General features: G+C 36.1%; 19 protein-coding genes and 1 pseudogene. 12 read left to right on the top strand and 8 right to left on the bottom strand.

The genetic code is table 11. The features are described from left to right. Nucleotides 1–13: 13 nt before the first annotated feature. Nucleotides 14–1,327 (bottom strand): TolC family protein, encoded by a 1,314-nt coding sequence (locus BMW64_RS18825; protein WP_090001969.1) that lies wholly within the window; start codon nucleotides 1,325–1,327, stop codon nucleotides 14–16. Further along, nucleotides 1,311–1,937: a TetR/AcrR family transcriptional regulator gene (locus BMW64_RS18820; protein WP_090001967.1), complete on the bottom strand. Its 627-nt coding sequence runs from the start codon at nucleotides 1,935–1,937 to the stop codon at nucleotides 1,311–1,313. Before BMW64_RS18820 ends, BMW64_RS18825 begins: the two co-directional genes overlap by 17 nt. A gap of 158 nt (nucleotides 1,938–2,095) precedes the next feature. Here BMW64_RS18820 and BMW64_RS18815 point away from each other — a divergent pair, with 158 nt between their 5' ends. Further along, nucleotides 2,096–2,323, top strand: a complete 228-nt coding sequence (locus BMW64_RS18815) for a hypothetical protein (protein ID WP_090001965.1) — start codon at nucleotides 2,096–2,098, stop codon at nucleotides 2,321–2,323. A 95-nt stretch (nucleotides 2,324–2,418) separates the two neighbouring features. Here the strand turns inward: BMW64_RS18815 and BMW64_RS18810 are convergent, their stop codons facing one another. Then, complete coding sequence (locus BMW64_RS18810) at nucleotides 2,419–3,537, bottom strand: DNA polymerase III subunit (protein ID WP_090001964.1); 1,119 nt, start codon at nucleotides 3,535–3,537, stop codon at nucleotides 2,419–2,421. A gap of 256 nt (nucleotides 3,538–3,793) precedes the next feature. On the opposite strand from BMW64_RS18810, the gene BMW64_RS18805 reads away from it, so the two are divergent. The 3 genes from BMW64_RS18805 to BMW64_RS18795 are packed head-to-tail and all read left to right on the top strand — an operon-like array spanning nucleotide 3,794 to nucleotide 6,724. Next, nucleotides 3,794–5,080 (top strand): hypothetical protein, encoded by a 1,287-nt coding sequence (locus BMW64_RS18805; RefSeq protein ID WP_090001962.1) that lies wholly within the window; start codon nucleotides 3,794–3,796, stop codon nucleotides 5,078–5,080. Between the two features lie 2 nt (nucleotides 5,081–5,082). Beyond that, nucleotides 5,083–5,676: an LPS export ABC transporter periplasmic protein LptC gene (gene lptC / locus BMW64_RS18800; RefSeq protein ID WP_090002061.1), complete on the top strand. Its 594-nt coding sequence runs from the start codon at nucleotides 5,083–5,085 to the stop codon at nucleotides 5,674–5,676. Between the two features lie 4 nt (nucleotides 5,677–5,680). Further along, nucleotides 5,681–6,724, top strand: coding sequence for an anhydro-N-acetylmuramic acid kinase (locus BMW64_RS18795; protein ID WP_177175330.1), 1,044 nt, complete (start codon nucleotides 5,681–5,683; stop codon nucleotides 6,722–6,724). 27 nt (nucleotides 6,725–6,751) lie between these two features. Here the strand turns inward: BMW64_RS18795 and BMW64_RS18790 are convergent, their stop codons facing one another. Continuing rightward, a complete protein-coding gene (locus tag BMW64_RS18790) occupies nucleotides 6,752–7,141 on the bottom strand; it encodes an orotate phosphoribosyltransferase (protein WP_089860676.1) in 390 nt (129 codons plus the stop codon). A gap of 39 nt (nucleotides 7,142–7,180) precedes the next feature. Between BMW64_RS18790 and BMW64_RS18785 the strand changes: the two genes are divergently transcribed. Next, on the top strand, nucleotides 7,181–7,792 hold the full coding sequence (locus tag BMW64_RS18785; RefSeq protein ID WP_090001959.1) for an NUDIX hydrolase: 612 nt from the start codon (nucleotides 7,181–7,183) through the stop codon (nucleotides 7,790–7,792). Here the strand turns inward: BMW64_RS18785 and BMW64_RS18780 are convergent. Both BMW64_RS18780 and gldJ read right to left on the bottom strand, forming a co-directional pair. Beyond that, the gene (locus BMW64_RS18780) at nucleotides 7,785–9,056 is read right to left on the bottom strand and encodes a UDP-N-acetylmuramoyl-tripeptide--D-alanyl-D-alanine ligase (protein WP_090001957.1); all 1,272 of its coding nucleotides are present in this window, start codon (nucleotides 9,054–9,056) and stop codon (nucleotides 7,785–7,787) included. The genes BMW64_RS18785 and BMW64_RS18780 overlap by 8 nt on opposite strands. A 64-nt stretch (nucleotides 9,057–9,120) precedes the next feature. Continuing rightward, nucleotides 9,121–10,716 carry a gliding motility lipoprotein GldJ gene (gene gldJ, locus BMW64_RS18775; protein WP_090001955.1) on the bottom strand — a complete coding sequence of 532 codons (1,596 nt, stop codon included), beginning with the start codon at nucleotides 10,714–10,716 and terminating at the stop codon, nucleotides 9,121–9,123. A 164-nt stretch (nucleotides 10,717–10,880) separates the two neighbouring features. Here gldJ and porU point away from each other — a divergent pair, with 164 nt between their 5' ends. The 3 genes from porU to BMW64_RS18760 all read left to right on the top strand — a co-directional run bounded on the left by porU (nucleotide 10,881) and on the right by BMW64_RS18760 (nucleotide 18,678). Further along, nucleotides 10,881–14,777, top strand: a complete 3,897-nt coding sequence (gene porU / locus BMW64_RS18770; RefSeq protein ID WP_090001953.1) for a type IX secretion system sortase PorU — start codon at nucleotides 10,881–10,883, stop codon at nucleotides 14,775–14,777. Between the two features lie 60 nt (nucleotides 14,778–14,837). Beyond that, complete coding sequence (gene porV, locus BMW64_RS18765) at nucleotides 14,838–16,001, top strand: type IX secretion system outer membrane channel protein PorV (RefSeq protein ID WP_090001951.1); 1,164 nt, start codon at nucleotides 14,838–14,840, stop codon at nucleotides 15,999–16,001. Between the two features lie 394 nt (nucleotides 16,002–16,395). Continuing rightward, nucleotides 16,396–18,678, top strand: coding sequence for an FUSC family protein (locus BMW64_RS18760; protein ID WP_090001949.1), 2,283 nt, complete (start codon nucleotides 16,396–16,398; stop codon nucleotides 18,676–18,678). Here the strand turns inward: BMW64_RS18760 and BMW64_RS18755 are convergent. Next, complete coding sequence (locus BMW64_RS18755) at nucleotides 18,659–19,273, bottom strand: 4'-phosphopantetheinyl transferase family protein (RefSeq protein WP_090001947.1); 615 nt, start codon at nucleotides 19,271–19,273, stop codon at nucleotides 18,659–18,661. The two genes, BMW64_RS18760 and BMW64_RS18755, sit on opposite strands and share 20 nt — an antisense overlap. 178 nt (nucleotides 19,274–19,451) lie before the next feature. After that, a complete protein-coding gene (locus BMW64_RS18750; RefSeq protein WP_090001945.1) occupies nucleotides 19,452–19,979 on the bottom strand; it encodes a HugZ family pyridoxamine 5'-phosphate oxidase in 528 nt (175 codons plus the stop codon). Nucleotides 19,980–20,145: 166 nt separating this feature from the next. On the opposite strand from BMW64_RS18750, the gene ahcY reads away from it, so the two are divergent. The 4 genes and pseudogenes from ahcY to BMW64_RS18730 all read left to right on the top strand — a co-directional run bounded on the left by ahcY (nucleotide 20,146) and on the right by BMW64_RS18730 (nucleotide 26,469). Next, nucleotides 20,146–21,459: an adenosylhomocysteinase gene (gene ahcY / locus BMW64_RS18745; protein WP_090001943.1), complete on the top strand. Its 1,314-nt coding sequence runs from the start codon at nucleotides 20,146–20,148 to the stop codon at nucleotides 21,457–21,459. Nucleotides 21,460–21,694: 235 nt separating this feature from the next. After that, complete coding sequence (locus BMW64_RS18740; protein WP_143052735.1) at nucleotides 21,695–23,440, top strand: BspA family leucine-rich repeat surface protein; 1,746 nt, start codon at nucleotides 21,695–21,697, stop codon at nucleotides 23,438–23,440. A 140-nt stretch (nucleotides 23,441–23,580) separates the two neighbouring features. Next, nucleotides 23,581–25,137 (top strand): BspA family leucine-rich repeat surface protein, encoded by a 1,557-nt coding sequence (locus tag BMW64_RS18735; RefSeq protein WP_090001939.1) that lies wholly within the window; start codon nucleotides 23,581–23,583, stop codon nucleotides 25,135–25,137. Between the two features lie 130 nt (nucleotides 25,138–25,267). After that, nucleotides 25,268–26,469 (top strand): annotated as a pseudogene (locus BMW64_RS18730) (IS256 family transposase). The last annotated feature ends 18 nt before the right edge of the window (nucleotides 26,470–26,487 follow it).

Raw genomic sequence — 26,487 nt, 5'->3', positions numbered from 1 at the left:
TATCGTTCTTAATTTATTTTGTTGTTAAAGTTCCTGTAGTTTGTAATAGTTTTCTGTAGGCAAGTGCGGCATCTGCTTTTGCATTGATCACGCCTACGTTGGCTGCGATCTGTGCTGCATCTGCATCCAGAAGTTCTGTCATTGTGGCCAGACCGTTATCATATTTGTTTTTTGTAATTCTGTAGTTTTCATTAGCCTGTTCTGCAGATTTTTCGAAAACCGCAATTCTCTTTTTAGAGTAATCGGTGTTCTGATATTCTCTGTTGACGTCTAATTTGATATTGTCATTCAACAATTCATTGGTAGCAGACAGCTGCATTTCTCTTGCTTTTGACTGTTTCAACGAAGAATTTTCTTTCCAGATGTTGGATAAATTATAGGAAATTCCCACTCCAACATTTACCGCATTATAAATCGTAAGGAATTTAGGAATATCTGCTGCAACATATCCACCGGTAAATGCTATAGAGGGAAGATTTTCAGCTTTCGCTGCTTTTGTTCCTAACGCTGCAGCCTGTCTCTGCATACTTAAAGCCTGAAGGTCTTTACGGTTTTCTCTTGCGGTATTAATGTAATAGTCTACGGTTTTTACATCATTTCCTTCGTCGATATAATTCTGATCTACATCGATTTCAGTGGTTTCGGGTAATCCCAGCAACAGATCCATATTGATATTGGCAATATTATAGTTGTTTTTGGCTTCCAATAATTGCAATTCGATATTTGATGTCTGAAGGTTTGCTTTTAACCTGTCGTTTCTTGCAATGAGACCATTATTTTCCATTTTAAGGAAAGTTTCGTCCCTTTGTTGGGAAGCACTGAGGTTTTCCTCTAATACTTTGATCGACTGATTGGCTTTAAACAAATTGTTATAAGCCTGTGCAACGTTGTAAGCGATGGCTACTTTATCGTTTTCAGTGCTTAATTTTGATGCTTCCACAAGATATTTTGCAGATTCGATTCCGTATTTTATTCTTCCTCCGCTGTAGATGGGAACACTTAGGTTTGCAGATCCGTAAGCAACCTGATGAACTACAGGACCACTGTCTCCTGAAACTCCGGGAAGCTTGATGTTGATATTCGGTTTTATAGGAAGATACATATAACTTCCTGAAACTTTCAATTCGGGCAGTTGTCTGTTTTTAGCTTCAAGAAGATCGGCCGTAGCTTCTTCGATTTTTGCGGCATCAATCTTGAGATTTTTGCTGTTCTGGATGCCCAGCTGCACAGCTTCATCAAGAGTAAGTGTTTTTTTCTCCTGAGCATTTGCATTTGCAATTCCTACAAATAGTGCCAGTGCAAGGACTGAGTTATTTATTTTCTTCATAACCTAGAAGGTCTTTTAATAAGTATTTTATATGTGTATTAAGCTCTGTGTAATAGGTTTCATCGAAAATTTCTTCATCATCCGTATTGTTGAGGAATTCTTTGTACATCTCTTTGGCGTTGGATGCGTAAAATAAAGTTCCGCTCACCGTGGAATGCAGAAGATAAATGGGCGGATTTTTGGTAAAAATTCCTTTCTTCAAACCGCTTTCCAATATTTTTGAATACATGGAAATGAAGCCCATTTTTGTCTGCTTCAGAAAATCAACAATATGAGGATTCAGCGTATAAAGCTGCTCTCGCTGCATGATTCTGTAAAAACATTTGTGATGTCTTACTCTTCCTGCAAACTGATCTACAATCTTTTCTATTTTTTCCCAATCATTAATATCTGTCCTTTCCAGAATGTCTTTCGAGAAAAACTGTCCTTCTTCCATTCTGTATTCTACCAGCTTTTCGTATAATTTTTCTTTCGAACCGAAATAGTAAGAGATCATAGAAATATTCACGTTGGCTGCTTTGGCAATTTCCCGGGTGGAAGTTCCTTCAAAACCTTTTTCAGCAAAAAGCTTTTCAGCAGCAAACAGTATATTTTCTTCTTTTGAAATCATTTCTTATTCTCATTTTTTGAGCATGCAAATTTACATCCAATTTTGAATAAATCAAACGATTGATTGATTTTTATTTAAAATTTAATTTATTTTTAATATTCGTTAAGCTTAATCCTCTGAAATTGTTATATTTGAAACTTTAAAAAAATAAGATTCAAATGAAAAAATTTATTTCAATTTTAGCTTTATTAAGTGTGTTTACCTTAAATTTTGCTCAGGAAAAAGAAGGATGCTGTGCCGGAAAAGACAAAAAAAGCTGTTCTGCAACTGAAAAAAAAGCTTGTGCCGATAAAAACCACAAAGAATGTGAAAAGAAACATTCTACTGCACAGAACATGGTAAAAACAAAAGACTCTAAAGCTAAAAAAGCAAAGAAGACGGCTTAATAAAATGCTTTTATAAGCTCTGTAGCGAAATGCAACAACTTAAGCATAGATTTGATTAAGTATCACAATAAAACTCCGACATTAGCCGGAGTTTTTTATGTATTTTTATGAATATATCTTGATAATTTTATTCCCAGATCAGTCCATACGATTTTTGGATTTCCATTTCGGGTCAAATGGAGATCGGCCGTGCTGATTTCTTCAAGAATACTTTCTATATTGGCACCACTAATGAATTTTGAAAACCCAAGCCAGTTGAATCCATTTGCATCAATTTTCTTATAAACAAGATTTTCCGACTGATAGTTCTGCAGAAGCGCCAGCCTGAAAATTTCTGAACAGTAATTGAGAAAGTTTTTCTGCTTTTCACGATTCCATCCTGCAATTTCGCGAGCCCAGAAAATAATGCTTTTGAGAAATTCAGGTTTTTTCTTTACCATGAATGCATCACGAACCCATTGAATAAAAAGCTTTTCAAATTCGTCATGTTTGTTTCCGGACTGCATCAGCTTTATGGCATCATTCAGATCTCCCTGTGCCTGGTGAATGATCTCTCCTATTTTATCATCCAAAATGGTAAAGTTAGTTTTCAGATACTGTTCCAGATCTCCATCGGTGATTCTCGGAACTTCTACAATCTGGGTTCTCGAAAGAATGGTCGGCAAAATGTCATTTGTTGTTTCTGCTGTGAGGATAATGATCGTCTTGGCTGGTGGTTCTTCAAGAAATTTCAGGAACTTGTTGGCTGCAGCCACATTCATTTTATCAGCACGCCATACAATCAGAATTTTGGTTCCTCCTTCGAAGCTTTTTAATGAAAATTTCTGATTCTGGTCATCAATCTCATCTGCTGAAATAAACAGCTGTTTATTTTCCGATTCCAGAAAAGCCGTCCAGTCATCGTAGCTGGCGTAGGGAGAATTGAGAATCATTTCCCTGAATTCTTCAAATTTATTTTTACTTAAAGAATTTCTGTTGTCCGTAAAAACCGGAAAGCTGAAATGTAGGTCAAGATGGTTAAGATGCTCTACTTTTGAGGCCGCATGTTCATTTTCACCACTTAAGATTTCTTTTGCATATGCCAAAGCCATCGGTAATGTTCCATATCCTTCTTTTCCTACGAAAAGCTGGGCGTGGCTCACTCTGTTTTCGGCAATACTTTCTTTCAGAAGTTTTTTCAGGTTTTCCTGTCCGGCAATGTTCTCCCAATTCATGGTTCAAAGATATGAAAATTGTAAATTGATAGAATGTGAATTTTACTTTGTATTCGAATTTTGCTTTGCAATCGAATGGTAAATTTTAACAAGAAAAATATAAATACTCCATAAAAAATTCACAATCAAAGCACATTCACAATTGACAATTCATCATAATTATCTCTATTCATCCCCCTTAACAAACTTTAACCTCATATAATTTTTACAATTCATTAATATTTAAGATATTTGCGCATTGTTTTAAAAATAAAGAATGAAAAAAATCTTTGTACTATCATTCATATCAGTTGGATATTTCCTTAACGCGCAGAATCTGAGTAATTCACCTTATGCGACGTACGGAATCGGGGATGTAAAATATGATAATACGATCGAAACTTCCTCAATGGGAGGTATATCAACAGCTTTCATAAGCGATTTTACGAGTAATTTCAATTTTGCAAACCCTGCAAACAATACTAATTTCGAGCTAACAAGTATCAAGCTGGAAGCGACCAACGAAAACAATTACTTTAAAACAGATTACAACAATACGAAGTCTACCAAACATTCTACGTATTTATCTAATATTTCACTTGCTTTTCCTTTATCTCCAAGATTGAAAATGGGACTTTCTTATCAGCCTTACAGTTCTAAAAGTTATGAAATTCTTCATACCGAAACGAATGAAAACACTGGAGTAATCACAGGAAACAGATTTAAAGGAAGCGGAACTTTAAATACCGCACAGATTGCATTGGGATATAAAATCAATGAACAATTTGCTGTAGGGGCGAGAGCCAACTATTATTTTGGAAACTTATATGACCTAAACGAACTTGCTGTTTCTAATGCTGAACTCATCAATGGTTATGAAACAAAAAACAGCATCCGAAATTTCAACTTTACTTTAGGCGCGAATTATCAGAATCTAAATACAAGTACTGACAAAAAGCTGACGATTGGTGCGACTGCTACTTTCGGTAACACAAGTAATATGACTACCGATTACAGAAATAGTACCTATTATTATTCTGACGCTGCAAGAACCGAAAAGGCCAATGAAACAGTCATTGAAGAAAAAACAACAAACTCGAAAAATCTTCTACCACTACAGGCATCAGTCGGTGTAGGTTATGGTGAGGAGAATAAATGGTTTTTATCTGTTCAGGGAGATTATAAAAAGGGAGAAAGTATCGCCTATTTTGGGCAGTCTCTGGATCTCCAGGACTCTTACAGAATCTCTGCCGGAGGTTGGTATTTGCCGAATTATAATAACTTCAGAAGCTATTTTTCAAGAATTGTATACCGCTACGGAGCTTTTTATGAGAAAGGAAGCTTACAGATCGCGGGACAGAACATCAATAAATTCGGGGTTTCTGCGGGAGTACTTCTTCCATTCAAAAACAGCAGTATAACGAGAATGAGTGGTCTTGAGCTTGGTCTTGAAGTCGGAAAACGAGGAACACTTAAGAATAATCTCATCAACCAGAATTTTATCAATCTGAAGGTTGGTTTCAATTTTGCAGATAAATGGTTCAGAAAAGCTCTGTACAACTAAAAATGAAGTTCTTCAGAAACATATCATATAAAAAAAATATAGCATACCTTTTTAGTTGTGCTATATTTTTTATCATAACATCCTGTGAAGAAGATCTTACAAAAAACACAGGCAAGAATAATAAAAATTTTGCTTCACAGATCATCAACAATGCCAATATCATCCAGAGGGATTCAGGATTTGTAACGATGCGAGCCAAAGCTCCGATTATTGAAAAATATGAACTTATCGACAGCCCCTACACTGTTGCAAGAAAAGGAATCAATATTTTGTTTTTTGATAAAAAGAAACCGAAAGTTCCGGGAACGATCAAAGCAAAGTATGCTAAATTCTATGATTATAAGCAATTCTATGAAGCCCGAGGTGATGTAAGAATTACCACCAATGAGAATGAGAGATTTGCGATGCAGTCTGTATTCTGGGACCAGAGGAAAAAGAGGATTTACACCCGTGATACAGTTTATGTGACGATGAAAGACGGCTCTACCCTTATCGGAACCCACGGAATGACCGCTAAAGATGATTTTTCCGAATATGTATTTTATCAGAACTCCGGAGACTTCACTACCGACAAACTATCTGAAAACAAGAAATAATATTATGATATTCCACGCTATAGGATTGATGTCCGGAACCAGTCTGGATGGTCTGGATATCTGTTTTGCAAGATTCCAGAAAGAAGATTCCTGGAGCTTTGAAATCTTAAACGCAGAAACTGTTTCTTACGATAAAGCACTGAAAAATCAACTAAAAAATGCAATTCATCTTTCTGCGGAAGAACTTCTCGAGCTGAATTCATCATATGGCTTTTATCTGGGAAAATCGGTTAAAAGTTTTATTGAAAATCATCAGCTTACTCATATTGATCTTATCGCATCTCACGGACACACAATTTTTCATCAGCCTGAAAAGAAATTTACACTACAAATCGGAGATGGAAGAGCTATAAAACTGGAAGCTAATCTGCCTGTCGTTTATGATTTCAGAAGCCAGGATGTACTGATGGGTGGTAATGGTGCTCCACTCGTACCTATTGGTGACGAATTGCTTTTTCCACAGTATGATGCCTGTCTTAATCTGGGCGGATTTTCCAACATTTCATTAAAAATCAACAATCAAAGGATCGCCTTTGACATTGCTCCGGTAAATATTGTTCTTAATCAGCTTGCCAAGAACTTTGGCGTTGATTTTGATGAAAATGGTAACCTTGCAAAAAGAGGAACAATTAATGAAGATGTTCTGTTACAGCTTAATTCACTAAATTTCTATCAACAATCACATCCAAAATCGTTAGGCGTTGAATGGTGCAACGAAAACATTTTCCCATTATTTCAAGATATTGAAAAACTTGATGCCTTATCAACTTTTACTGAACATGCTGCTGTACAGATTTCAAAAGTTTTAGAAGAAAAACGTTTAAAGAATGTTCTTGTTACGGGCGGAGGAGCTTATAATCAATATTTAATTGAAATAATCCGTGGCAAGACAATGACTGATATTATCATTCCCGAAAAGGAAATCATAGAATATAAAGAAGCTTTGATTTTTGCGTTGATGGGAATCCTCCGTATAAATAATGAGATCAACGTTTTGTCTTCAGCTACCGGCAGTTCCTATAATCACAGTTCTGGAATTATCGCATAAAAAAACCTCCCAAGTGGAAGGTTTAGTTTATTTGTAAGCTTCAATTTTATCAGTCAGCGTATTGATAAAGTTCTGAAGCGGTTTTTCAACCATCATTTTGATGAACGGATTGAATTTTCCCTCAAAAAGCATCTGTACTTCTGTTTGATTTTCATTAAGAGGTTGTAATGCAGCAGTCAATGAAAAGTCAAGGCTAGAACTTGCAGATTTCAAAACCGCTTTCTGATCATTCACTTCATCAATTTTCAAAGCAATTTCCGGCATTCCCTGCAACCCGAATTTAAATCCGTCTTCTCTCGTTTCAAATTTCTGAAGACCGTCCGGCATAAAATCTTTGTAATTTTCCGGTGATTTCAGTATTTCTACCAGGTCTTTAGATGATTTATTGACAATAATCTTTCGTCCTTCTAAATTCATTTTTTATTTTTGTATTAAATTCTTAATTCTTACAAATATATGTATAAAGTTTTTGTGAACGAAAAAAAATTATTGTTGTCTAAGCAATCTGAAAACTTAGAAAAAACGCTTGGATACGAAAACGTCACAAGCCTGGAGATCGCTCTTGATCTTCTTGAAAATACATCAGTAAAGGAATTAAATGTTTTCGGTGAAAATATTGATGAAATCTGGTCACAGTTTCAAAGCCTTTTCAGAATCATTGAGGCTGCCGGCGGTATTGTGAATAATCCTGAAGGAGACATTCTATTCATCAAAAGACTTGGAAAATGGGATCTTCCGAAAGGGAAAATGGAAAAAGGGGAATCCCGTGAAGAGTCCGCAGTACGGGAAATTGAAGAGGAAACAGGATTGCGGGACGTAGAATTAGTCAGATTCATCAACACGACATATCACATTTATGTAGAGAGGAATGGTGACAAAATATTAAAATGTACCCATTGGTTTGAGATGAATTTTAAGGGTGAAGACACATCAAAGCCTCAAATTGAAGAAGGAATCACTGAAGTTGCCTGGAAAAATACCGCTCAAATAGAAGAGGAAGTTTTTCCAAGCACATTTAAAAATATCAAACTGATCATCAAAGAATTCTGGAATACAAAGCTTAAATAAAATCTATCGCTTTTTCCAAGGCAATACCTCTCGATCCTTTTAAAAGTATATTTTTTGAGGTAATTTTATTTTGTTTTAAATATTCTGCAAGCTCTTGGGTGTTTTCAAAACTTAACGTTGTATCATTTACGGCTTTAAAATTTTTACCTACGGTGATAATATGATCAAAACCTAAGCTTAAAGCTAAGTTTAAAATACCACTGTGCTCATTTTCACTCTCGTCACCAAGCTCAAGCATATCACCAATGATGATTGTTTTTGAGCCTTCAAAAGTAATAAAGTTTTGTAAAGAAGCACTCATTGAGCTGGGGTTTGCATTATATGTATCTAATACCAATGTTTTTTCTCCTTTCGCGGCGATTTGGGAACGCATATTTGTTGGAATATAGTTCTCGATAGCATGAATGATTTTATCAAAATCGACATCAAAATAAAGTCCTAAACTTACGGCAGCACAAAGATTGGTAAAGTTGTAGTTTCCGGTAAGTTTTGAAATTACTTTTTCATTTTTGTATACTAAGCCCACAAAATGCTCTTCAGAAAACAATTCAAACTGATAATCTGATGCTGGCTTACCAAAAGTAATTTTATGTGAATAATCTGCCGTTTTCTCAACCTGAACAGGATCATTTTCGTTGACAAGAATTGTTTTACCATTATTCTTCAGGTAATCATATAATTCTGATTTTCCTTTTATCACTCCCTCATAACCTCCGAATCCTTCTAAATGTGCCTTTCCAAAATTGGTAATATAGCCAAAATCAGGCTTTGAAATCGAGCAGAGAAGTTCTATTTCTTTTTGATGATTGGCTCCCATTTCGATGACAGCCATTTCATGTTCCGGTCTTATGGAGAGTATCGTTAGAGGAACACCAATGTGGTTATTTAAATTACCTTTTGTATACTGGACATTAAATTTCTCTGAAAGCACGGCATGAATAATCTCTTTAGTAGTCGTTTTTCCGTTGCTGCCTGTGAGACCGATAACAGGAATTTGAAGATTATTTCTGTGATATACAGCAAGCTCTTGTAAAAAGTCTAAAGTTGAAGGAACATAAAATATATTTTTCTCTTTATTTTCGTAATTCTGCTGTTCTACGATCACAGCCAGAGTTCCCTTCAGAATTGCTTCTTCCGCCAAAGTAGCGGCATTAAAACTGTCTCCCGAAAAAGCAAAGAAAATATCATTCTCCTCAATTTTTCTGCTGTCGATCACAACATTCCGGGATTGTAAAAACAAGGGATAAAATTGTTCTGCATTCATGGTTCAAAAATAAAAAAACCTTCCAGAATTCCGGAAGGTTTTTTGAAAATTATTTTGATAAATATTATCTTCTTGTTCTACTCTTGTCGCTTGCTCTTGCATCCTGAGCCACACGGAATCCAATCCATCCGTAAGCTTTATTTTGATTTTTATATCTTCTTTGTCCCGGATCCAACCAATAAGCTGTATCTTGCCAAGAACCACCTTTTACAACTCTGATGTCGTTAGAAATTTCAGAAGTTCTTTCTTTTCTGTCTTTCTGCATCACTACTCTACCATTGGCATCTACAATAAATCTTGATTTAGGAGAATTGTACATATCATAAGTAGCAGCCGAATCTGAAGCATTTCTATAATCTAAAGAAGACATTCTGTCACCATCTCTATAGTTTCTGTAATCAGCAATGGTTTCTCTTTCAAACTGTCCTGGTAAGTTTTTGTAAACTAATCTTCCGTCTGCTAAAGTATCATATTTAATGCTGTTTTCATCTACCATTTTATAAGTTCCGTCTCCGTTTCTTACGATAGCCTGAGGCATATTTCCTCTGTAGTAGTTGAAATCGCTGAAATCTTCATCAATGATTGGTCTATATACGTCTGCAGTCCATTCTGATACGTTTCCGTACATTCCATAGATACCTAGATCATTTGAAGGGAATTGTCTTACATCAGAAGTTTGTGCTGATCCATCGTTTTTCCAACCTGCGATACCAGAATAATCACCGGCACCCATTTTGAAGTTTTCAAGGAACATTCCTCTTTCTCTTCCTTTGGTACCTCTTAATTTTTCAATTTGAGGTTTTTTACCCATATATTGGTTGTACTCTCTGTTCTTAGCCAATCCTAGAGCTGCGTATTCCCATTCAACTTCAGTAGGAAGTCTGAACTTGGTAACCATTGCAGCGTTTGGAGCTCTGTTAGCAGCCAATAATCTTTGGTTTGTTGTTTTCAAACCTGTTTTTTGCTGCATTCTTTTTTCGTTGATGTACCCTTGCATTTCAGGATCATTCGATTTGAATTTATCCATATTGAAAGCAGTTCCACCTTGATTGTTAGACTCGTTGATATACAAATCTTTAGCAATAATACCAGCCTGCATTAGGGCTTTTTCGTTTGCTCTGTCTGACAACCATTCGCAATATCTGTTTGCCTGAGTCCAAGATACCCCTACTACAGGATAGTAATCGAATTCAGGAGAACGGAAATACGTCTCGTTGTAATCATTTCTAGATAATTTGTTGTCCCACAATAAGGTATCCGGCAAAGCACCGTTGTAGATTTCCTTAAAGCTAGGATCACTTGGAGGGAATACATACTTCAACCATGTCAGGTATTCGCGGTATTCGTAGTTAGTAATTTCAGTTTCCCCGATAAAGAATGAACTTACCTGCATTCTGCGTGGTGAGTTATTCCAGTCGTGCATAACATCATCTTTCACTAATCCCATTGTAAAAGTTCCACCTTCTACATATACCATTCCCGGCCAACCCTTCTGCTTTTGTTGCTTTCCTGCAAAAAACCAACCTTGTTTTTCGTTTGGTTTCCAACCTGTTTTGCTGACAAACTTTTTAGTACCGCCGCCATTATTAGATCCTCCGCAACTGGTTAATGCAAGTGTAGAACTTAATGCTATTAATGAAAACAACTTTAGTTTTTTCATAGTCGATATAAATATTTTCAAAGTACAAAGAAAAAATAAATTATTCAATAAATCAAGTAAAGAGTTGATTTTTTTGAAAAACGTTAACAAATTAATTTTATTGTATCACAATTTAATTATAAAATTTTCATTTATTTTGTAATTCAGAAATTTCAAAAATAAACATGAAACAAAAAATCTCGCTTTTATTTTTATTAAGCTTTGTATCAACCCTCTGGGCTCAGAGAATCACCATTGAATGGGATGGCTCTAAAATCCGGGATTATGGTGATACCAAACTTAATCTCCCCAATTTTAAAAATCAAGGATTTTCATTCAGCCAAAATAACATTTTTATAACAACCAAACAACAGGTTGGCGAAAAGCAGGTAAAAGTTTCTAATCCGGTATGGGAAAATGTTTCCGGAAAGGATCTGTTTGAAATAAGCAAAGATCTTCTTCCTGATTATGAGATTAAGGATGTTACTTATTATAACCTGGAAGATGGACGTTATGTGAACATCAATGTTGCGTTATTTAAAAGGGTGAAAGGACAGGTTCAGAGATTGTCATCATTCGAAATTTCAGAAACAAATGCATCAAACAGTTTAGGAAACACACTAAAGGTAGGAACAACGGTCAATCCTTTATCCACCGGGAATTTTTATAAAATCAAGGTTGATAAGTCAGGGATTTTCAAAATAACAAAACAGTTTTTACAGGATAATGGTATTAATCCTTCGTCTGTAAATCCAAAAAACTTCAGAATCTACGGAAACGGAGGAATTATGCTTCCTGAAAACAACCAGGATGCGAGATATAGCGCGCTTCAGGAAAATGCTATTCAGGTTGTAGGGGAAGATGACGGCGTATGGAATGACAGCGACTATGCTTTGTTTTATGCCCAAGGACCAAACGGATATAATCTTTACAATACTTCAAACGGAAACGGCTTTAAAAGAATTGATACAAGAAATGACAGAAGCGAGAACCTGAAGAACATTTATGAAGATTATTCTTATTATTATATAAATTTTGACAAAGGCCCGGGAAAAAGAGTTCAGGCTGTAGACGTCAATCTGCCTTCAACTCCTCTTATCACAAGATTTGATAACTATCAGGTAATAAATAATGATCAGAAAAACCTGATGAAAGTCGGAAGAATCTGGGTTGAAGAAACTCCCTTTACAACTGACAGAGCGGTAAGTTTTACCACGGCATCACCCATTCAGGCTGGCGACGAAATAAGATTCAGAGCGCAGGTTGTCGGGTATAAATCTCAGCAAAACAGCATTTCATTTGACATTAATACCTTAAATCCCGTAACCGCAGTTATCCCTGCCATAAGCTTAGGGGCAACGAATGAATTTTATCCGATACGATACACCGGCGCAACAACAGGGCTAAGCGGGAATCAGATTACATTTAATTTAAAACCCAACATAACGATTAATCCTAATGGAAACTTCTATCTGGATTATATTGAAGTGCAATATAAAGATAATCTGAATTTCAACGGGACACAGATGAATTTCAGAGATTTTTCATTAGAAAGCGGAACAAACACGACTTATGGATTCAGCTTAACCAATGCTGCTTCAGCTGAACAGATATGGGATGTTACAGATATTACCAATGCAAACAGAAGGGTGAATAAAGCTGCAGGAAACACAACATTTAATTTTGCATATACTGCGGCAGATCAGAATTTCAATAATGAATTTGTAGCTTTCAGAGCTGATGCTGCTTATTCTCCACAATTTGTAGGGCATATCAACAATCAAAATCTTTCTGCGCTTCAAAACGTAGATTATCTGATTATTACAGTTCCGGAAATGATGGGACAGGCTCAGAGACTGGCCAATTATCATCAGACAAAAAACAATTATAACGTACAGATTGTAGATACCGATAAAATATTCAATGAATTCGGAAGCGGAAGCAGAGACCTTACAGCAATCCGGGATTTTGTCACTAAACTCAACACTCCTGCGGGAACATTAAAATATGTATTCATTTTAGGAGATACTTCTTATGATTTTAAAAACAGAATTTCGAATAATTCCAATGTGGTGACGAGCTATCAGAGTGAAGAGTCTTCTGACGTTGTAAAATCTTTCGTTACAGACGATTATATTGTAATGACAAAGCCACAGACCACAGAATTCATTACAAACAATTTACCTGATCTCCCGGTAGGAAGACTTCCTGCGGCAAATGTGACGGAAGCAGCAAATATGATTGACAAGACACTGGCTTATTATAATAGCTTGTCCGGACAATCAACACCTTTTGGAGAATGGAAAATGAAGCTTGACTTTGTGGTGGATGATGACAACGACGGAGGAACGCCTTTCCACACAGTTATGAATAATTCACTGGTGACTGTTTTTGAACAGCCTACTACAGATCTTAAAGAGTATAATGTAAGAAAACTATATCTGGATGCCTTCCAGGCGCAAAGTACTGCCGGAGGACAGAGATATCCTCAGGTAAACCAGGCAATTTCAAATGATATCGGAAACAGTTTGTACATTTTTTATTTCGGACACGGAGGGATAAACGGATGGGCTCAGGAAAGAGTATTAACATTATCTGAAATCCAGAATGCGAATAATTTCTCAAATGTATACAGCAGATTTCCTTTTGTATCAACAATAACCTGTGAATTTACTCTTTGGGATGAGCCGGAAACCTCTTCAGCAGGAGAGCAGTTCATTAAACTGAAACAAGGTGGTCCTGCAACCATGATCACTTCAAGCCGCGCTATCGATGTTGGATACGGAGTAGATTTTACGAATCTGTTTACCCAGAATATATTTAAGCTTACCAGCGATGATTTTGATACATTGGGCTATGCACATTTAAATGCTAAAAAACAGAAAGGTTCGGCTACAGATCATTTAAAGGTTAATTTCCTTGGAGATCCGGCCATGAAGCTGAGCAGACCAAAACGATTACTCGTTATTGACGATATAGAAACTCCTGTTCCCGGACTTATCAGAGGATTGGATTTTGTAAAAGTAAAGGGACACATCAATAATCCTAACGGAACAGTTAACACCACTTTTAACGGACGCGTGGTAATTAATATTTTTGATAAAAGATTAAATAAAACAACTTTAAATAATGACGGCGGCTTAACACCTGTCCTTAATTATACTGAAGAAGGAAGTGCTATAGTAAAAGCTTCAGGAACTGCCGTAAACGGTGTATTTACAGTAGAATTCTATGTACCGAAAGATATTAATTATGCAATCGGACAGGGAAGAATTTTGGGATACGCTGACAATAAGGCAAGTGATGTATTCAATAATCAGGCAGTACAGGTAGGTGATATTAATCCTAACGGAATCAATGACAATGAGCCTCCTAAAGTAAAGCTTTATATGAATAACACCAACTTTGCCGAAGGCGGTATTACAGATCAGAATCCGATGTTGCTGGCATGTATTACAGATGATACAGGAATTAATTCAACAGGATCTGGTATTGGTCACGATATTACTGTATATTTGGACGGCCAAATTATCAATACGATTGTGCTGAATGATTTTTATGCTTCAGGAGAAGGAAACGGATGTTTAAGTCCAAGTCTTGCAGACTATCAGAAAGGGAATGTAACATATCCTTTCAGGAACCTTGCTGTGGGACAACATCAGTTAACATTTAAAGTTTGGGATATAAACAATAATTCGACAACTGCAACGTTAAATTTTGAAGTTAAGGATGAAGCAGATCAGCATTTAGTAATCAACAGACCATTGAACTGGCCAAATCCGTTTACCAATAAGACGTATATACAGTTTGAACATAATTGTGATGACATTCTTGATGTGAATGTTCAGATTTTTACGATTACTGGGAAATTGGTAAAAACTTTATCTCAACCTGTTGTTGCAGAACCGTTCCTGCAGGGCTTTAGAACGCCACGTCAGGCAATTGAATGGGATGGAAGAGATGATTTTGGTGCAACAGTAGCAAAAGGTACGTATATTTTTAAGATATTTGCAAAAAGTCAAAATCAAGAAAAATGCAAAGGAAGTGCTACAGCTGTAGAAAAAATGGTACTTTTGAAATAATTTTAAAAACAATAACATAATAATATCAACAAAAAACTGATAATATATAAAAGACAACATATGAATTTAACTACTAAACTGCTTTTAGGAATTGGGTTAAGTGCTGGCTTTTTAGGCTATTCTCAAGATTTAAGTCTAGTAAGACCTGTATTAACCGGAGCTCCTTTCTTAAGAATCGCGCCAGATGCAAGAGCTGGAGGTATGGGGGATCAGGGTGTCGTGACCTCTCCGGATGCTTTTTCTCAATTCTGGAATGCGGCAAAATATCCTTTCAGCAGAACAAGTTCTTCTGTAGGATTAAACTACACTCCGTACATGGGAAAACTCACCAATGATGTATTTTTATTATATGGAGCGTTCCATAAATTTTTAGGGCAGGAAGAGAGATCTACCATCTCAGCGAGTATTTATTACTTCAATATGGGTGAGGTAGATTTAACTCAGTTAGTAGGAAACGAAGTAACTTCGATGGGTACTTCCAAGCCAAACGAATTCTCTATTGACGTTGCTTATGGTCTTAAACTTTCGGATTCGTATTCCATGGCGGTTACCGGTAGATATATCCGTTCAGACTTAGCCGGAGGATTCAACACCGATACGACCTTAAAACCTGCAAACAGCTTTGCAGTAGACGTTTCCGGGTACTATACTTCTCCAAGATTCTCAAGTTTTGGGAATATGGACGGAAAAGTCAACGCCGGTTTCGCAGTACAGAACCTTGGTCCGAAATTAGACTACACAGGAAACGAAGAATCAAGATCTTATCTTCCTACCATGGCGAGATTAGGGGTTGGTTATGACATGTATCTCGATGATATGAACAGAGTCGGCATCAGCTTTGAAGGTTCAAAAATCTTAGTTCCTGGTTCAGAATACGTTGGAACAGATCCAAATACCAGACAGCCTATTTATGAAGTTCCAAACGTAGGCGTAATGGCCGGTATTGGAAAATCCTTTAAAAACCCGAACTCGATCATGATGAGTGGAGCTCTGGAATATTCTTATGACAATGCGTTCTCTGTAAGAACAGGTTATTTCCATGAAAGTGAAGAGCAGGGAGCAAGACAGTTTGCTACTGCAGGTATCGGATTAAAGTACCGTTCTTTCGGTCTTGACATCTCTTATCTGATCAATATGTCTAAAATCAATACAGCATTGGACAACACCCTTCGTTTTGGTCTTACCTGGCACATTGGTGAAGAAACATCTAATGTAGATTATTAAGAAATATTACATACAACTGAAAAAGTCTCATATTTTTATATGGGACTTTCTTTTTCACAAACCTTTTGAATTTTGTTGAATGTATTTTTGGGAGCTATTTCCCGCTCTCCGCACTCGCTATTTTATTGATTTTGGCTGCGGCGGCTTTGCCGCCGCAGCCAAAATCAATAAAATGAGCTCAGACAAATGCTGCGATCGGGGCTAAACTGCAGAATTTGTAACTTATGAACTTCAGCAACCATTAGAAAGTTGATATTTCTTATATACTCATAAAATTGAAATTTATTTTCTTTAAAAATAAACATTAAGTAAATCAAGATTATTTTTTGAAAAAATTAACCATTCACTAACAAAGTAAAATTGACAATTCATATTTTACCCTTATTTTTGTAGTATGAACTATTCTGCGGAACTTAAAAAATTCGTTACCAGTCAATATGTATATTCTGCGATCAGAATTACACTGGCGACTGTTCTTCCGTGTCTCGTTCTCGCTCATTTCGACATGCTGATAGATTACTTTCTTTTTCCGTTAGGAACGAGTTTCGTAGCGCTTACAGATCAGCCGGGACCTTTTATACGCCGGAGAAATGCTTTGACTTTCGCCATTATCTGCTTTGTATTTGTTGCTCTGATAGCCAGCCTGGTCATGAATATTAAAATTCTTGTCTTTGCTGAAATTATTGTTTTCGGAATGTTCTTTTCATTAATCGGTGTATATGGACAGAGACTTGCTGCAGTAGGTTCATTATCACTGGTTGTTCTTGCCATCTTTATCGACGGACACTTAACCGGTGCCAATATTCTTAAAAGTCTGCTGATTTTCGCATCAGGGTGTACCTGGTTTCTACTTATATTTTTAATCGTAACAACCATTCAGCCGTATAAGCTGGCGAGTCAGATGATTGGTGAAAATTATCTGCAGTTGGCAGAATTTTTGAAAATTAAAGCGAATTATTATCAGAAAAATCCTGATTTTGATAAGCTTACAACACAAGTGATTGCCAAACAGATCGAGATAAAAAATCTGCAGGAAGAAACCCGTGAAACTGTTTTCAAAACCAGAACCATTGTAAATGAGTCGACGACCACCAGCCGTCTTTTAATGCTGATGTTCCTGAATTCCATGGATCTTCATGAAAAACTGATGACCTCAGAAAGTGATTATCAGAAACTGCAGCAAAGTTTTGACAATACAACCATTCTCGTTAAAATTCATGATTACCTTAATCTTCTCTCTGAAGAAATCACGAATATCGGAATATCACTTCAGATCGGAACAAGAGCAAGACCAATTACTAATCTTGAAGACGAGCTGAAACATCTCAATCATGATTATTTTGAGCTGAGAAATAAACGTATTTCACCTGAAAACTTCGAAAATTTTATGGTGCTCAGGCAGATATTAATGCGTATCAATGAGATCACCAAAGAAATCAACGAGATTTATAAAGTTTTTTCACAGAACGTCAAACTGGCCAAAAGTCTTTCCACCGGATTAGACCTGAAAAAATTTATGCCGAATGAAGAGAAACTTAATATTAAAGTATTAAGAAACAACATTTCCTTTTCATCCTCTCATTTCAGGCATGCGTTGAGAATTACCATTGCTCTCCTGGTCGGATATCTTTTTTCCCTGTTCCAGTTTTTGGGAATCGGGCATACGTATTGGATTCTTATCACCATTGTGGCAATCCTGAAACCAGCCTACTCCATCACCAAAAAAAGAAATTTACTGAGATTGTACGGAACAATTGCGGGTGCTGTCATTGCTTATATCATTCTGCATTATATCCACATTAATGAAATTCTTTTCACCATACTTCTGTTAAGTATGATCATGTGCTTCAGTTTTCTGAAGGGGAAATATTTCTGGGCCGTTTTATTCATGACAATTTATGTTTTTTTAAGCTTTAATTTTTTAAGTCCCGGCCATGTAAATATTATTTTCAGGGACAGAATTGTTGATACGATGATAGCTGCAGTCATCACGTCACTCGTAGCCTACGTTGTACTACCGGTTTGGGAACATACACAGAATCTGGATTTAATGAAAAAATCTGCAGAATGCAATCTCATTTATTTTCAGAGTGTGATTTCTAAATTTCTTGAAGATCATTTTGATATTGAAGATTATAAAGTTAAGCGTAAAAATGCCATTATTTCATTGGCCAACCTATCCGATAATTTTCAGAGAATGATTTCGGAGCCCAAGAATCAGCAGAAAAAACTGGAGGTTGTGCATCAGTTTGTTGCTACATCGCACTTAATTACGGCGTACACTGCTTCCCTATCACAATATGTAAAGGATAATGAGAAATATCCTGAAATAGACGCAGAAGGCTGGAGCCGCAAAATAGAAGCAGAAATGCAGAAAGTATGCAATCTCCTGAATGGTGATACAATAACCGAAACCCTTAATATGGAAAGCCGTATCGAACCGGAAGATTCTTCTCTGGATGATCTTATTCTAAAAAGAAAAACTGAATTGACAGAAAATGAAACCTATGATCTTAGGGATCCTAATAAAATTTCTCATCTTACAGAGCTTAAAAACATTCACGATATTCTGGAGCTGATCTACGACGTGGCCAAAGAACAGAGAAAAGTAATCGAAAAATATCAGAGTGAAACTGAAGAAAAAGAAACTTTAAAAACTATTCCTCAACAATCGTAAAGCAGTATTCATCGAAGAACTCTACCCTCGCTTTAAATTCATCAGACATCGTATCGTCATGCACTCGGCATTTAATATTGTGGAGATGTTTCAGCTCAAACGGTCTTACTTCATAATGTTTTTTCAGTGACCAGTGTTTTGAATGGTGAATTTTATACATGCTTTCCTTTACACTCCAGATAATGGTATAGAAAGTAACTTCGTTATCGAAAGGAATAAACCCTCTTTCATTTTCGTAGGTGAACTTATCAATTAATCTTAAAATTTTAGGATTAAATTTTTCAATATCAATCCCTATTTTATTTTTAGAAATAGCAATCGCGGCAAAAGGAAAGGAATGCGTAATTGAAATTTCTGCATCTTTGGGCGATAAAAATGGTTCTCTTTCTTTATATAATATCTTTGAATGAGGTTTTAAACCTTTAAGAAGCTTACGGACCATTAGCACTTCCAATAGCTTTTTAGGATGATAATCTTTCACTTTTTCTGCATTCTCAGGTTCCAGAAGCTTATGAATATCAAGATCTTCAGTCTCATCGTATTTCCATACAAGAATCGTGGCGTTGTCATCAGAAAAATCTCTGTAAAGTGGCATCGGTATATTTTATATGATGGTAAAATTAGTGAAATTTTTTGGCTGTAAACCGGAAGTACGATAAGAGAAGTTTAACATTGGTTTCTTTCATAAAAAAAATTCACTTAAAATCTAAGTGAATTTTCTTTTAAATTTAAAATATATTAAAATTTATGATTATCCTTCTGGGCTGAAAAAATTATTTCGACTGATGATTCTGATCATTTCTGTGTTCAAGAATTTCCAGATTTTCATTGACAAAATAAGCACTTCCGAAGCCATTTACATAAGATCCTTTTACGGGATGAAGTCCAATCAGGATGAAGTCTTTCATATCAGCAATGACATCAACAACTTTACCGTGGGCTTCTCTGAGTTTTCCGACAACAGCATTCCAGGTTTCAGAATCTCTTTCTACGTTAGTTGTAGTAGCTTCAAACGTTAATCTTTCACGTGCATAAATTTGTTTTGTGGCAGATTCATCCTCAATAATCATTACGGACGTTTTTCTTCCATCTGCAAGATTCTGGGTATGCTTTGCCATGAACGATACCAAGATGTAAAATGCTTTATCAATATGCACAAAAGGGGCATAGCTTGAGTTTGGTGTACCTTCTGCATTTACGGTTGCAAGTAGTACACTTTTGCTTCTTTCAATTAATTCATTAATTTTTGGTGTTAATGGTTTTGCAGCTTTTTTAGCTTCTTCAGTAGTTGTATGATTCATAGCTGATTTATTTTATACAAAAATAATCTATTTAGAATAAATAAAAATAATTTTCTAACCTGTATAATTTCATATAACAGTTCTCAAGCTTCAGTTTTTATATCTTAATTATTAGTTGTAATTTTGCAATCTTATTATCGTTGAATTTAAACTTATTCATTTACATATGAGTACTACAACACAATACATTCCTTACAAAGTGAAGGATATCTCCCTTGCAGAATGGGGACGAAAAGAAATTACTCTTGCAGAAGCAGAAATGCCTGGTTTGATGTCAATCCGTGAAGAATACGGGCCATCCCAGCCATTAAAAGGAGCAAGAATCGCAGGATGTCTTCACATGACAATCCAAACAGCTGTGCTTATCGAGACGCTGGTAGCTTTAGGTGCTGAAGTTACCTGGTCTTCTTGTAATATTTTCTCTACTCAGGATCATGCTGCAGCTGCCATTGCTGCTGCCGGAATTCCTGTTTACGCATGGAAAGGACTTAATGAAGAAGAATTTGACTGGTGTATCGAGCAGACTTTATTCTTCGGAGAAGACAGAAAACCGTTGAACATGATTCTTGATGACGGAGGTGACCTTACCAACATGGTTTTCGATAAATATCCTGAATTGACAAAAGACATCAAAGGACTTTCTGAAGAAACAACAACCGGTGTTCACAGATTGTACGAAAGAATTAAAAACGGAACTTTGGTAATGCCTGCCATCAACGTTAATGATTCGGTAACTAAATCCAAATTCGACAACAAATATGGCTGTAAAGAATCTGCTGTTGATGCGGTAAGAAGAGCTACTGATGTAATGCTTGCCGGAAAAAGAGTGGTTGTTTGCGGATACGGAGACGTTGGTAAAGGTACAGCTGCATCCTTCAGAGGAGCCGGCTCTATCGTTACAGTAACGGAAATTGACCCGATCTGTGCACTTCAGGCTGCCATGGACGGATACGAAGTAAAAAGATTGGATACAGTAGTTGATAACGCAGATATCATTATCACAACAACCGGTAACTTCAACATCGTAAGAGGTGAGCATTTCCTGAAAATGAAAGATAAAGCAATCGTTTGTAATATCGGTCACTTCGATAACGAGATTGATATGGCTTGGCTAAACAAAAACTACGGTCATACAAAATCTGAAGTAAAACCTCAGGTGGACATCTACACTATTGAGGGTAAAGAAGTTATCATTCTTGCTGAAGGTAGATTGGTAAACTTAGGCTGTGCAACAGGGCATCCAAGTTTTGTAATGTCAAACTCTTTCTCTAACCAGACTTTGGCTCAGATCGAACTTTGGAACAATTCCGCAGCGTACAAAAACGAAGTATATACATTGCCTAAGCATCTTGATGAAAAAGTAGCAGCCCTTCACCTTAAGAAATTAAGCGTTGAATTGGAAACTCTTTCTCAGGAACAGGCCGATTATATCGGAGTAAATGTTGAAGGACCTTTCAAACCGGAATATTACAGATACTAATTCAATTCTGATATTATTATAAAAAATCCTGCTATTCGTAGCGGGATTTTTCGTGTTTATAAGATTCATCTTTATTAAATAATTTTTTCTAAAATCATCTTTTTTATATAAAAAATTCAGTTTTATATTAATCAATGATAGTAATTTTTAATATTTTATTATTTTTGTTAATTCACAAATTATTGATTTGTATGTTTTCAAATTAAATTTAAAACAAACCCCACAAAATAAAAGCATGCTAAAAAAACTACCACTGATCATCTTTCTGATTTTAATGAGCCAGATTTTAAAAGCACAAAATGAATTTATCACGGTCTGGAAACCAAGTACACCCCATACTATTGCTTACACAGGAATAACGGTTAATTCCACCAACAACCAAATCTGGTTTCCGGGAAGAGGAACTAATTATAAAATATATTGGGAAGAAATAGGATATCCGTCCCATAATGGTACACTTACCGATGTGAGTTCAAATTATCAGATCCTGATCGATTTTGGCTCCCCATTAAACCCCAACCCTTCACAGGCGACATATCGAATAAAAGTAAGCAACGGGAATGGCAGTTTTCACCAGATACGATTTTCGGATTGGGATATGCTTAATTTTGATGGAATTGTAGGAGACGTTCACAAAATAATAAAGGTTGAACAATGGGGAAATATCAACTGGTCATCTATGGAACAGGCATTTCATATGTGTAAATTTTTAGACGTCACCGCAACCGATACTCCTGATCTTTCGGACGTGACAGATATGTCATTTATGTTCGCCGGATGCAATGCTTTTGTGGGAAATCCAACTATTGATGCATGGGATATTTCGAGCGTTATTACTCTATTGGACACATTTTCAGGATGCTACCTCTTCAATCAGCCGGTAGGAAGCTGGAATACTTCAAATGTAATCGTTATGGCAACCACTTTCTTATCAGCTTTAATTTTTAACCAACCGCTGGCCAATTGGAATACCTCCAAAGTAGAAAGCATGACGGCCATGTTCAATAATGCCCGGGAATTTAACCAGCCCATCGGAAACTGGGATACCTCCAAAAACCTTGATTTTGAATTTATGTTTTCAAACGCTCACAAATTTAATCAGCCAATTGGGAATTGGGATACTTCAAAGGGAATTGAAATGGACAGGATGTTCAGCAATGCTAAAGTTTTCAACCAGGATATCAGCAACTGGAATACGGGAAGCGCAACGATTATGGAAGGAATGTTTGCCAATGCTCTGGCTTTTAATCAGGATATAGGAAATTGGGACGTCAGTAAGGTTGAATGGATGAGTGATATGTTCAATGGTGCATCAAACTTTAATCAGGATATTAGTGGCTGGAATGTAAAAAAGGTTGAATATATGCAAAACATGTTTAAAAATGCTCCAATTTTTAATCAGAATATAGGAAGCTGGAATGTCAGCAAAGTAAAAAACATGAGCAATATGTTTTCAGGTGCCACTGCATTTAACCAGGATCTTGGCCAATGGCAGTTAAACGCATTGGTTTCTGCTAATGGAATGCTTGCAAATTCAGGATTAAATTGCCAGAATTACGATAGCACACTTTTTGGATGGAGCACAAATCTTTCTACCCCTAATAACATTTATCTTGCACCCGTATCATCACTCATCTACTCTAATCCGGCAGCTGTAGCTGCTAGAAATCAATTGATATCAGTAAAAAACTGGAATATTTCGGGAGATATTTACAATGGTGAATGTCATTCTGTACTGGGAACATCTGATCCGGTGGTAAAAAATGAAATTTATATTTACCCAAATCCAGCTTCTGATTTTATTCATGTTAAGAATTCCGATGCGGAAGATTTCATCATTTATGATGCCGTAGGAAGAGTTATTTTAAAAGGAAAATTAAGCCATGAAAAGATCAATATTCATACTTTACTTTCAGGAAATTATATTTTGCAATTGATTTCAAAAAGGGAAAGTAAAAATTTCAAGTTCATAAAACAATAAAACATCCGCGGCTCACAAAAATCGTGAGCCGCATTTATATTATCATTAATAAATAAAAGTTTTGATTACCTTTGTTAATTCACAAAATATTGATTTGTATAATTTATAATCAACTTTAAACAAACTCACAAAATAAAAGCATGCTAAAAAAACTACCACTGATCATCTTTCTGATTTCTCTGAGTCAGATCTTTAAAGCACAAAATGAATTTATCACTATTTGGCAACCAGGTCTTGCTTCAAGTCCCAGTGTAACTGTAGACGCTCCCTTTCAGGCAAATTCAAATCAAATCTGGTTTCCCGGTAATGGAGAAAATTATACAATCGAGTGGGAAGAAATTGGTTATCCACTTCATAACGGAATTATGACAAATGTAACCTCTACTAATCAGGTTTTAATTGATTTCGGAACATCAAGCGAAGATTCTTCTAGTTCAACTTACAGAGTAAAAGTCTCCAACGGAAACGGTGTTTTCAGACAAATAAAATTTGGAACAGCACAATTACTTCCTGCTGCAGAAATGATTATTCCAATCTGGCAAATGTTTGGTAGCGCTGATAAAATAATAGAAATAGAGCAATGGGGAGACATCTCATGGATCTCTATGAATTCTGCTTTTACCAATTGCCTATCCCTGCAACTTACCGCAACAGACAGCCCAAACCTTAAGTCTGTTACAGATGTATCTTTTATGTTTTTTGGAACTCCGCAATTTACAGGAGCTCCTTCTATGCAAAACTGGAATACTTCTAAAGTTACGAACTTCAGCTTTATGTTCTCTTGCCTTACAAGCACCTCTACTATTCCTCACCAGTTCAATTCACCCTTTATAGGAAGCTGGAATACTTCTTCAGCTACAGATATGAGCTATATGCTGGCCGGAAGAGCAGTATTCAATCAAAGTGTAAACAATTGGGACGTTTCAAAAGTTACCAATATGGCCTGGATGTTTGGTCAATGTCTGAGCTTTAATCAGCGATTAGATAATTGGAATACATCAAGTCTTCAGGATATGCATTTTATGTTTCATATGATTCCTGTATTTAATCAAAATTTAAATATGTGGAATACAGCAAATGTTACAGATATGGCGCACGTATTTCATGGCTGTACCTCATTTAATCAAAATTTAAATTCCTGGAATGTAAGTAACGTTACAAGAATAAATACTTTTTTAACGGATGCATCAAGCTATAATCAATCATTTGAAAACTGGAATTTAGCATCACTTAGCGATGCTTCAAGTATGATTGTAAATACTGCTATTGACTGCAACAATTACAGTAAAACACTTGTCGGTTGGGCAAACAATCCCAATACGGCAAACAATGTGAACCTAGGGTCTACAACGCCAGCAAAATACGCCTCAAATATTGCCAACCAAAGAGACTTTCTCATTAATAACAAAAACTGGATTATTACAGGGGACTCAGTTGGAAGTTGTTTTCTTGCAACTTCTGAAATTAAAACCACAAAAGAAGCTTCAATTTATCCTAATCCCGCGAAAGATAACATCCATACAGAACACTTAGATTACGCTGAAAAATTCAGAATCGTTGATGCATCTGGAAGGTTACTCAAGGAAGGAAAGATAGAAAATGAAATTATCAACGTCAGCACTTTATCAAAAGGAAATTACATTTTACAGATCGTAACAAAAGATAAAATTCAAAATTATAAATTCATTAAAGAATAAAAAATACACTTAAATGGTAGTATTTCACTAACTGTGTAAGTTAAAAGTTATTCTGAAAAATTTTTGAGCCCTCTAAAGCTCAAAAATAATTTTCGGAAATAACTTTTTATTATTTTTAACCTATATAGTTATGATTGACAAAGAAGAATTATTAAATAACAAGGATTTCTACAAGTCCTTTAAAAATGGAGAAGATTTAACCACTTTCTTCAAACAGATGCACAAACGTGCCGTTGAACATATGCTGGAGGCAGAACTTGATGCTCATCTGGACAATGAAAAACATGAAAAAACCAAGGAAGGGAACTATCGCAACGGTCATGGCACCAAAAAGATAAAATCCTCTTTTGGAGAGAGTGAAATCAAAGTTCCCAGAGACAGGGCAAGCAGTTTTGAACCTGTACTGGTACCCAAAAGGCATAACATCATCGAAGGTTTGGAGAATATTATTATCTCCTTCTACGCCAAAGGGATGAGTGTGAGCGATATAGAAGAGCAGGTCAAAGAGCTGTACGATTTTGAAATATCAGCTTCCGCCATTTCCAGGATTACCAATGCCGTTGCCACCGAAGTGGTGAGCTGGCAAAACCGACCCTTAGAAGATTTGTATTTAATTGTCTGGATGGACGGAATCGTATTAAAGGTTCGTGAAAACTCCAAGGTCATTAACAAAACCATCTATTTGGCAGTAGGATTAAATCGTGAAGGAAAAAAAGAAGTGCTGGGAATGTGGCTCGGTAAAAATGAAAGTTCGAGCTTTTGGATGGGGGTTTTAACGGATCTAAAAGCCCGTGGCGTAGAAGATATTCTCATCACCGCTACCGATAACTTAAATGGATTTACTGGGACCATCCGTTCCGTATTTCCTGAATCTCAAACCCAAATCTGTGTTGTTCATCAGATCAGAAACGCCTGCAAATATGTGGTTTGGAAAGACAGAAAAGAGTTCTCTGCTGATATGAAGCATATTTACACTGCACCAACAAAACAAGCGGCAGAAGCTGCTCTCACTGATTTTGCAGAAAAATGGGAATCCAAATATTCCTACGCCATCAAATCCTGGAGGGATAATTGGGATGAATTAACCGTATTTTTGAGTTTCCTTTAGAAATCCGTAAAATCATTTACACCACCAATTTAATCGAGAATCTCAACGGCAAAATCCGAAAATACACCAAAAACAAAATGTCTTTTCCTACCGATGATGCTGTGCTGAAATCTGTTTACCTTGCTTTAAAAGAAGCCACCAAAAAATGGTCGATGCCCATTCAGAATTGGGGTATTGTTCTTAACCAATTTATGCTTATTTTTGAAGAAAGGCTCAGATTATAAAATCCAAGCCTAACTTTT

The organism is Chryseobacterium taichungense (assembly GCF_900109935.1).
In the GTDB taxonomy this organism is placed as follows: Bacteria; Bacteroidota; Bacteroidia; order Flavobacteriales; family Weeksellaceae; genus Chryseobacterium; species Chryseobacterium taichungense.
This window is presented reverse-complemented; position numbering and strand designations above follow the sequence as displayed.

Excerpts from the sequence above, each read along its gene's own strand:
- BMW64_RS18735 (WP_090001939.1), top strand. The coding sequence starts at position 23,581 with ATGCTAAAAAAACTACCACTGATCATCTTTCTGATTTCTCTGAGTCAG.
- ahcY (WP_090001943.1), top strand. The coding sequence starts at position 20,146 with ATGAGTACTACAACACAATACATTCCTTACAAAGTGAAGGATATCTCC.
- BMW64_RS18790 (WP_089860676.1), bottom strand. The coding sequence starts at position 7,141 with ATGAATTTAGAAGGACGAAAGATTATTGTCAATAAATCATCTAAAGAC.
- BMW64_RS18825 (WP_090001969.1), bottom strand. The coding sequence starts at position 1,327 with ATGAAGAAAATAAATAACTCAGTCCTTGCACTGGCACTATTTGTAGGA.
- BMW64_RS18750 (WP_090001945.1), bottom strand. The coding sequence starts at position 19,979 with ATGAATCATACAACTACTGAAGAAGCTAAAAAAGCTGCAAAACCATTA.
- BMW64_RS18740 (WP_143052735.1), top strand. The coding sequence starts at position 21,695 with ATGCTAAAAAAACTACCACTGATCATCTTTCTGATTTTAATGAGCCAG.
- BMW64_RS18785 (WP_090001959.1), top strand. The coding sequence starts at position 7,181 with ATGTATAAAGTTTTTGTGAACGAAAAAAAATTATTGTTGTCTAAGCAA.
- BMW64_RS18820 (WP_090001967.1), bottom strand. The coding sequence starts at position 1,937 with ATGATTTCAAAAGAAGAAAATATACTGTTTGCTGCTGAAAAGCTTTTT.
- BMW64_RS18805 (WP_090001962.1), top strand. The coding sequence starts at position 3,794 with ATGAAAAAAATCTTTGTACTATCATTCATATCAGTTGGATATTTCCTT.
- BMW64_RS18755 (WP_090001947.1), bottom strand. The coding sequence starts at position 19,273 with ATGCCACTTTACAGAGATTTTTCTGATGACAACGCCACGATTCTTGTA.
- BMW64_RS18810 (WP_090001964.1), bottom strand. The coding sequence starts at position 3,537 with ATGAATTGGGAGAACATTGCCGGACAGGAAAACCTGAAAAAACTTCTG.
- gldJ (WP_090001955.1), bottom strand. The coding sequence starts at position 10,716 with ATGAAAAAACTAAAGTTGTTTTCATTAATAGCATTAAGTTCTACACTT.
- BMW64_RS18815 (WP_090001965.1), top strand. The coding sequence starts at position 2,096 with ATGAAAAAATTTATTTCAATTTTAGCTTTATTAAGTGTGTTTACCTTA.
- BMW64_RS18780 (WP_090001957.1), bottom strand. The coding sequence starts at position 9,056 with ATGAATGCAGAACAATTTTATCCCTTGTTTTTACAATCCCGGAATGTT.
- lptC (WP_090002061.1), top strand. The coding sequence starts at position 5,083 with ATGAAGTTCTTCAGAAACATATCATATAAAAAAAATATAGCATACCTT.
- BMW64_RS18760 (WP_090001949.1), top strand. The coding sequence starts at position 16,396 with ATGAACTATTCTGCGGAACTTAAAAAATTCGTTACCAGTCAATATGTA.
- porU (WP_090001953.1), top strand. The coding sequence starts at position 10,881 with ATGAAACAAAAAATCTCGCTTTTATTTTTATTAAGCTTTGTATCAACC.
- BMW64_RS18795 (WP_177175330.1), top strand. The coding sequence starts at position 5,681 with ATGATATTCCACGCTATAGGATTGATGTCCGGAACCAGTCTGGATGGT.
- porV (WP_090001951.1), top strand. The coding sequence starts at position 14,838 with ATGAATTTAACTACTAAACTGCTTTTAGGAATTGGGTTAAGTGCTGGC.